The sequence below is a fragment of the Pseudoduganella ginsengisoli genome, assembly GCF_009720865.1.
In the GTDB taxonomy this organism is placed as follows: domain Bacteria; phylum Pseudomonadota; class Gammaproteobacteria; order Burkholderiales; family Burkholderiaceae_D; genus Rugamonas; species Rugamonas ginsengisoli.
In genome coordinates, this window is record NZ_WNLA01000024.1 from 83353 (window position 1) to 89719 (window position 6367).

Genomic DNA, 6367 nt, shown 5'->3' on the forward strand with positions numbered 1-6367 from the left:
AAAATAGGTGGCGGTCCCGTCAGTGCTGGCAGAATATCAGTCGCTGCGCCAGCCGCCAGCGTGGAGCAACGCGGTAAACCTGCCCTTATTTCCAGGATCGCCTCCCGCCCGGCTGCACCATAATGTGCAACAGCATCCACCAATCTCATCCTGAACAGCCATGGCAGCAGCCGCCGAACAACTCGATATCGAAGAACCAGCGGAACCGGTTGAACCGGAAGTCAAACCGCCCTTCCTGCAAACCCAGATGGGTAAATGGGTGGTGCGCGGCGCCGGCGCGGCTGCCTTGCTGGCATTGGTCATCGCGCTGTGGCTGTGGAACCAGCCGCCCGCCTACGGTGTGCTGTTCTCGAATTACACGGACCGCGACGGCGGCGCCATCACGGCCGCGCTGGACCAGATGCAGGTCAAGCACAAGTTTTCTGAAAACGGCCAGGCCATCCTGGTGCCGACCGAGCAAGTGCACGACGTGCGCCTGAAACTGGCGGCGCAAGGTTTGCCGAAAGGCGGCAACGTCGGCTTCGAGCTGATGGAAAACCAGAAGCTGGGCGTGTCGCAATTCCACGAACAAGTCAATTACCAGCGCGCGCTCGAAGGCGAACTGGCGCGCTCGATTGAATCGCTGTCCACCGTGCAATCGGCCCGTGTACACCTGGCGATGCCAAAACCTTCCGTGTTCGTGCGCGAACAGCAAAAGCCGACCGCGTCCGTCATCCTGACCTTGCACCCGAACCGCCAGCTCGATCCCGCGCAATCGTCGGCCATCGTGCACCTGGTGGCATCGTCGGTACCGGAATTGCTGCCATCGAACGTCACCATTGTCGATGGCGCCGGCAACCTGCTGTCGAACCAGAACAAAGGCAATGAAGCGGGATTGAATAAAAACCTGGACGCCAGCCAGCTGAAATACGTGCAGGAAGTCCAGAAGCAAGTCATCAAGCAAGTCGAATCCATCGTCCTGCCTATCGTGGGCGAGGGTAACGTGCGCGCCGAAGCCGTGGCCGACGTGGACTTTGCCGCCGTGGAACAGGCTGCCGAATCGTATAAACCCAATTCGCCGCCGGCCGCCTCCGCCATCCGCAGCCAGCAAAGCAGTGAAACCAACGGCAGCGGCAATGCCAATCCCAACGGCGTGCCAGGCGCCCTGTCGAACCAGCCGCCTGGCGCCGCGACGGCGCCACTGACCACGACGCCGCCAGGCACGGCCCCTGCCCCCGGCACGCCGGCCGGCACGCAAACCACGGCAGCGAACGGTCCGAACCACAAGGAATCGACCACCAATTACGAAGTCGACAAGACCGTGCGCTATGAACAAAAGGCCATGGCCGGCCTGAAGCGCATGACGGTGGGCGTCGTCATCAATTACCGCCGCTTTGTCGATGCCAAGACCGGCAAAGTCACGATCAAGCCTTACACGCCGGCGGAAATGGAAAATATCCGCAACCTGGTGCGCGAAGCCATGGGCTTTAACCAGGAGCGGGGCGATTCGCTGAGCGTCGCGAATGCCCCGTTTGACGGCGTTGACAAGCCATTTGAACCGCCTGTCGTGCTGGACTGGTGGCGTGATCCGGCCAACTTGCCGCTGGCAAAAGAATTGGCGAAGTTCCTGATTACCGCGCTGATTCTGCTGTACATCTTGCTGCGCATCGTGCGTCCAATGATGCGGCCAGTCTTCAAGAAAATTGACGAGATCAACGAGCCTGAGCCAGAACCGGTTGAAGAAGTCATTGAAGAGCCTGAAGGCCCGACAGAAGAAGAGCTGCTGGAGATGGAACTGGCTAAAATGGAAGAAAACACGGCCCGTACCTACCGCGACAACCTGGCGCTGGCCAAGAAACTCGCGATCGACGACCCTCGTATTGTTGCCAATGTGATCAAGGAATGGATAGGCGCAAATGACTGAGAATACCGGACTGCAAAAAGCCGCCATCCTGATGCTGGCCATGGGGGAAACCGAGGCGGCAGAAGTGATGAAATTTTTGGGACCACGGGAAGTGCTGAAGCTGGGCGCGGCCATGGCCACCATGAAAAACGTGCCGCATGAGCAAGTGATTTCCACCCTGGACGATTTCCGCGACCGCACGGCAGCGGCCTCTACCGTCGGCCTGGATTCGGACGAATACATCCGCCAGGTGTTGACCAAGGCGCTGGGCGACGACAAGGCGTCCGTGCTGCTGTCGCGGATTCTGGGCGGCAAAGATGCGTCCGGTATTGAATCGCTGAAATGGATGGATTCCAATTCCGTGGCCGAATTGATCCGCAACGAGCACCCGCAGATCATTGCCACCATTCTCGTTCACCTGGAGCGCGACCAGGCGTGTGAAATCCTCGGGCACTTTACAGACCGTTTGCGCAATGACGTGGTGCTGCGTATCGCCACGCTGGATGGCGTGCAGCCTGCCGCTTTGCGCGAATTGAATGACGTGCTGACCAAGCTGTTGTCCGGTAATGAAAACATCAAGAAATCCACACTGGGCGGCGTCCGTGCTGCTGCGGAAATCTTGAACTTCATGTCGGGCGAGCAAGAACAGAACGTGATGGACAACATCAAGAACTACGACAACGACATGGCGCAAAAGATCATGGACGAGATGTTCGTGTTCGACAACCTGATCGACATCGACGACCGCGGCATCCAGCTGCTGTTGCGCGAAGTCCAGTCGGAAATGCTGATCATTGCACTGAAAGGCGCGTCGCAAGAGTTGCGCGACAAGATCTTCAAGAACATGTCGGCCCGTGCATCGGAAATGATGCGCGAAGATTTGGAATCGAAAGGTCCGGTGCGCTTGTCCGAAGTGGAAACGCAGCAAAAGCAAATCCTGCAAATCGTGCGCCGCCTGGCGGACGAAGGGCAGATCGTCCTCGGCGGCAAAGGCGAGGATTCGTTTATTTAAAGTAGTAAATGGCCCACATACCGAAAGAACAGCAGACCGCGTACCAGCGCTGGGAAATGAAGTCGTTTGGCGACTTCCGTCCCAGCACGCTGGCGCGCGTTGCCGCCGAACAGGCAGCGGCGGCGCCCCCGCCTCCCCCCGAAGTACAGGAACCCGAATACGCGGAACCGGAAGCACCGCCACTGCATTACCCGACCGAAGAGGAATTGGCCGCCATCCGCGAAGAAGCCCGCATCGAGGGGTATGGCGCCGGTTATGCGGCCGGCCATGCGGAAGGCCATGCTGACGCGATCGCACTGGGCAAGGAAGAAACCGACCAGAAATTATTGCCGCTGCGCGACCTGGCAGACAATTTCAGCGAAGCGCTGCGTGAAGCCGACACCGTGATTGCCGCCGACGTGCTGGAACTGGCGCTGCAATTAGCGAAAGCCATGCTGAAACAGGCGCTGCAGGTCAGGCCATCGCTGATTTTGCCCATCGTGCGCGAAGCCATTGAATACTTGCCTTCGCTGCAACAGCCGGCGCTGCTGATGCTCAATCCTGAAGATGCGGAAGTCGTGCGCGAAGGCATCGGTGAAGAATTGGATAAAGGCGGCTGGCGCGTGATTGACGACCCCAGCATCGAGCGGGGCGGCTGTAAAGTCGATACCGCCAGCAACCAGATCGATGCGCAAACGGCGGCGCGCTGGGCTAGGCTGACCCATGCACTGGGGAAGAATATTGAGTGGCTCGATTAATGTAGGGCGGATTTGACTCGGCGTCCCCGTAAAATCCGACCTGCTGTGAAAAGTCCCGGAAATTTATATGCCTTCAGAACCATCCACCCACTCCCAACGCTGGAGCAGCTACCTCAACGATTGCGCCACGCTGGTGGACTTTGTCGAACCCATGCAAATCTCTGGCCGCGTCACGCGCGTGGCCGGTCTCGTCATGGAAGCGGTCGGCCTGCGGCTGGCAGTCGGCGCCGCCTGCACGGTTCCCCTGCCGTCCGGCGGCAAGGTGGAAGCGGAAGTGGTCGGGTTTGAAGGCGAAAAACTGTTCTTGATGCCGCAAAGCGACGTCGAAGGCATCGTGCCGGGCACCCGCGTCTTCCCCATCGAACAATCGATTCCTAAACCCGGCAGCGTGGCGCACCCGCGCCGCCGCCCTAGCGACCGCGCCCGCCATTTACCGGTCGGCTATGAACTGCTGGGCCGCGTACTCGATGGCGCGGGCCGCCCGCTCGACGGCGGCGGTCCCATCCACACCACCGACAGCGCGCCCATCAACGTGCGCCCTGCCAACCCGCTGGGCCGCGCGCCGATTGTGGAAACGCTGGACGTGGGCGTGCGTTCCATTAACGCCATGCTGACCGTGGGCCGGGGCCAGCGCATGGGCTTGTTTGCAGGTTCCGGCGTCGGCAAATCCGTATTGCTGGGCATGATGGCGCGCTATACGGAAGCGGATGTCATTGTCGTCGGCCTCATCGGCGAGCGCGGCCGCGAAGTCAAGGAATTCATTGAACACATCCTGGGCGAAGAAGGCTTGGCGCGCTCTGTCGTCGTCGCAGCGCCAGCCGATACGCCGCCGCTGATGCGCATGCAGGGCGCGGCGTACTCGACTGCGATTGCCGAATACTTCCGCGACCAGGGCAAGAACGTGCTGTTGATCATGGATTCGCTGACACGCTATGCGATGGCGCAGCGGGAAATCGCGCTGGCTATAGGCGAACCGCCCGCCACCAAAGGCTATCCGCCTTCCGTGTTTGCAAAATTGCCGGTCCTCGTGGAACGGGCCGGCAATGGCGAAATGGGCGGCGGCTCCATTACCGCGTTTTATACTGTGCTGACAGAAGGCGACGACCAGCAAGACCCGATTGCCGACTCGGCGCGCGCGATCCTGGACGGCCATATCGTGCTGAACCGTCGCCTGGCCGAAGCGGGCCACTACCCGGCCATCGATATTGAACAATCGATCAGCCGCGCCATGCACTCCATTACTTCGGCAGACCATCAAAACCGGGCGCGCTACCTGAAACAGTTGTATTCCCGCTATGAGCGCAGCCGCGACTTGATTGCCGTGGGCGCCTACAGCCCCGGCAGCGACCCGGTGCTGGACCAGGCCATTCAATTGCATGACAAAATTGAAAAGTTCCTGCAGCAGCAAATCACGGAACGGGTCAGCATGAGCGAGAGTTTAGGGCAATTATCGGTTCTGTTCGGCTGATTGACTGGCAACACCCGGGCCTATAATGAATTATGGCTTCTCCCTCCCAACTGCAAACCTTGATCGAACTGGCGCGCCGCGAAACTGATGACGCGGCCAAGCGCCTTGGCCAGGCATTAAAAGCCGTGCAGGAAGCCGAAGACAAGTTGAACATGCTGATCGGCTACCGCGACGAATACAGCAAGCGCTTCCAGGCCAGCCAGCAAGCCGGTATTACGCCCATGGCTTACCGCAATTTCCAGGCTTTTATGGGCAAGCTGGACGATGCAATCCGGGGCCAGGAAGAAGTGTTGAAGCATACGCAGGTGAAGGGCGAGCGGGAAAAGAGCGCGTGGCAAGAAGCAGAACGCAAGCGCATGTCGTATTCGACCTTGAATGACCGCGCCATGGCGGCGGCGGTGAAAGCTGAAAACAAGCGCGACCAGAAAGCCATGGATGAACACGCGGCCCGCCAGGCCTTTCATAAACGTTAATTGACGGCGCAATCATGCAGACTCCGCTCATCCCGAACATCCAAACCACGGGCGCCAACGCGCCGGCCAGCCGCACGTCCGGCGCGCCTGGCCTGGATGGCTTGTTCTCGCAGACCTTGACGCGCCAGATGGAACAGCGCCAGCCGTATGGCATGACGCAGCCGGCGCCCCCACAGCGGGCGCCTCAGGCACAGCCCGTTGCAGCGCCCCGCCCGGCGCCAGCGCAGCCCGCCGCGAAGGCGCCGGCCGCACAACAGGCCGCCCATCCACAGCCGCAGGCGCCGCAGCAAGTGCCGCAGTCTCCACAGGCCCAGCAGCCTCAGCAAGCCCAGTCCGGCCAGCCGGCACAAGCGGCGCCTCAGGCGGAGCAGGCGCCGGAATCCGGCACAGCAGCACAGACAGCGGACGCCAGCCAGAGTAGCACCGCACAGGCGCCGGAGGGCGACAGCAAACCTGCGGACGCGAAAGCGGATGCGGCCGCGGCCGACAGCGCTGCCACGGCCGCCGCCATCGCGGAAGCCGCCGCGCCGGCCGATGCCATGGCGGCCATGCTGGCCATGGTGGCCGGATACAACCAGCCACAGCAGACAGCCCCCGCCGCCGCCGTCACGGAAGACGCAGCCGCCGCGATGGCGCCTGCCGCGTCAACGTCCATGCAAACCGGCAGCGCGGATGCGCAGGCGGACTTGCCCGTCGCAGACGGCGCCATTGCCGCCGCCACGGCAACGGCCGCGCAAGCTGCCGCCGCGATGGTATCGGACGCCGCCGGCAGTACTGCCGGCAACGGCCAGGCGC

5 protein-coding genes and 1 pseudogene are annotated in these 6367 nt (G+C 61.4%); all 6 read left to right on the top strand.

Annotation, left to right across the window (positions count from 1 at the left end; genetic code table 11):
* The first annotated feature begins 160 nt into the window (after positions 1 to 160).
* The gene (gene fliF, locus GM668_RS25550) at positions 161 to 1903 is read left to right on the top strand and encodes a flagellar basal-body MS-ring/collar protein FliF (protein ID WP_155441799.1); all 1743 of its coding nucleotides are present in this window, start codon (positions 161 to 163) and stop codon (positions 1901 to 1903) included.
* Positions 1896 to 2894 carry a flagellar motor switch protein FliG gene (fliG, locus tag GM668_RS25555; RefSeq protein WP_155441800.1) on the top strand — a complete coding sequence of 333 codons (999 nt, stop codon included), beginning with the start codon at positions 1896 to 1898 and terminating at the stop codon, positions 2892 to 2894. Before fliF ends, fliG begins: the two co-directional genes overlap by 8 nt.
* Positions 2895 to 2902: 8 nt before the next feature.
* Complete coding sequence (gene fliH, locus GM668_RS25560) at positions 2903 to 3631, top strand: flagellar assembly protein FliH (RefSeq protein WP_155441801.1); 729 nt, start codon at positions 2903 to 2905, stop codon at positions 3629 to 3631.
* A gap of 67 nt (positions 3632 to 3698) precedes the next feature.
* Positions 3699 to 5099, top strand: coding sequence for a flagellar protein export ATPase FliI (gene fliI, locus GM668_RS25565; protein ID WP_155441802.1), 1401 nt, complete (start codon positions 3699 to 3701; stop codon positions 5097 to 5099).
* Between the two features lie 32 nt (positions 5100 to 5131).
* Positions 5132 to 5572, top strand: a complete 441-nt coding sequence (gene fliJ, locus GM668_RS25570; protein ID WP_155441803.1) for a flagellar export protein FliJ — start codon at positions 5132 to 5134, stop codon at positions 5570 to 5572.
* Between the two features lie 14 nt (positions 5573 to 5586).
* Positions 5587 to 6367, top strand: a pseudogene (locus GM668_RS25575) (hypothetical protein); the annotation flags it as partial.

Bases quoted from the DNA above. Each gene is read 5' to 3' on its own strand.
- fliF (WP_155441799.1), top strand. From the start codon at position 161: ATGGCAGCAGCCGCCGAACAACTCGATATCGAAGAACCAGCGGAACCG.
- fliG (WP_155441800.1), top strand. From the start codon at position 1,896: ATGACTGAGAATACCGGACTGCAAAAAGCCGCCATCCTGATGCTGGCC.
- fliH (WP_155441801.1), top strand. From the start codon at position 2,903: ATGGCCCACATACCGAAAGAACAGCAGACCGCGTACCAGCGCTGGGAA.
- fliI (WP_155441802.1), top strand. From the start codon at position 3,699: ATGCCTTCAGAACCATCCACCCACTCCCAACGCTGGAGCAGCTACCTC.
- fliJ (WP_155441803.1), top strand. From the start codon at position 5,132: ATGGCTTCTCCCTCCCAACTGCAAACCTTGATCGAACTGGCGCGCCGC.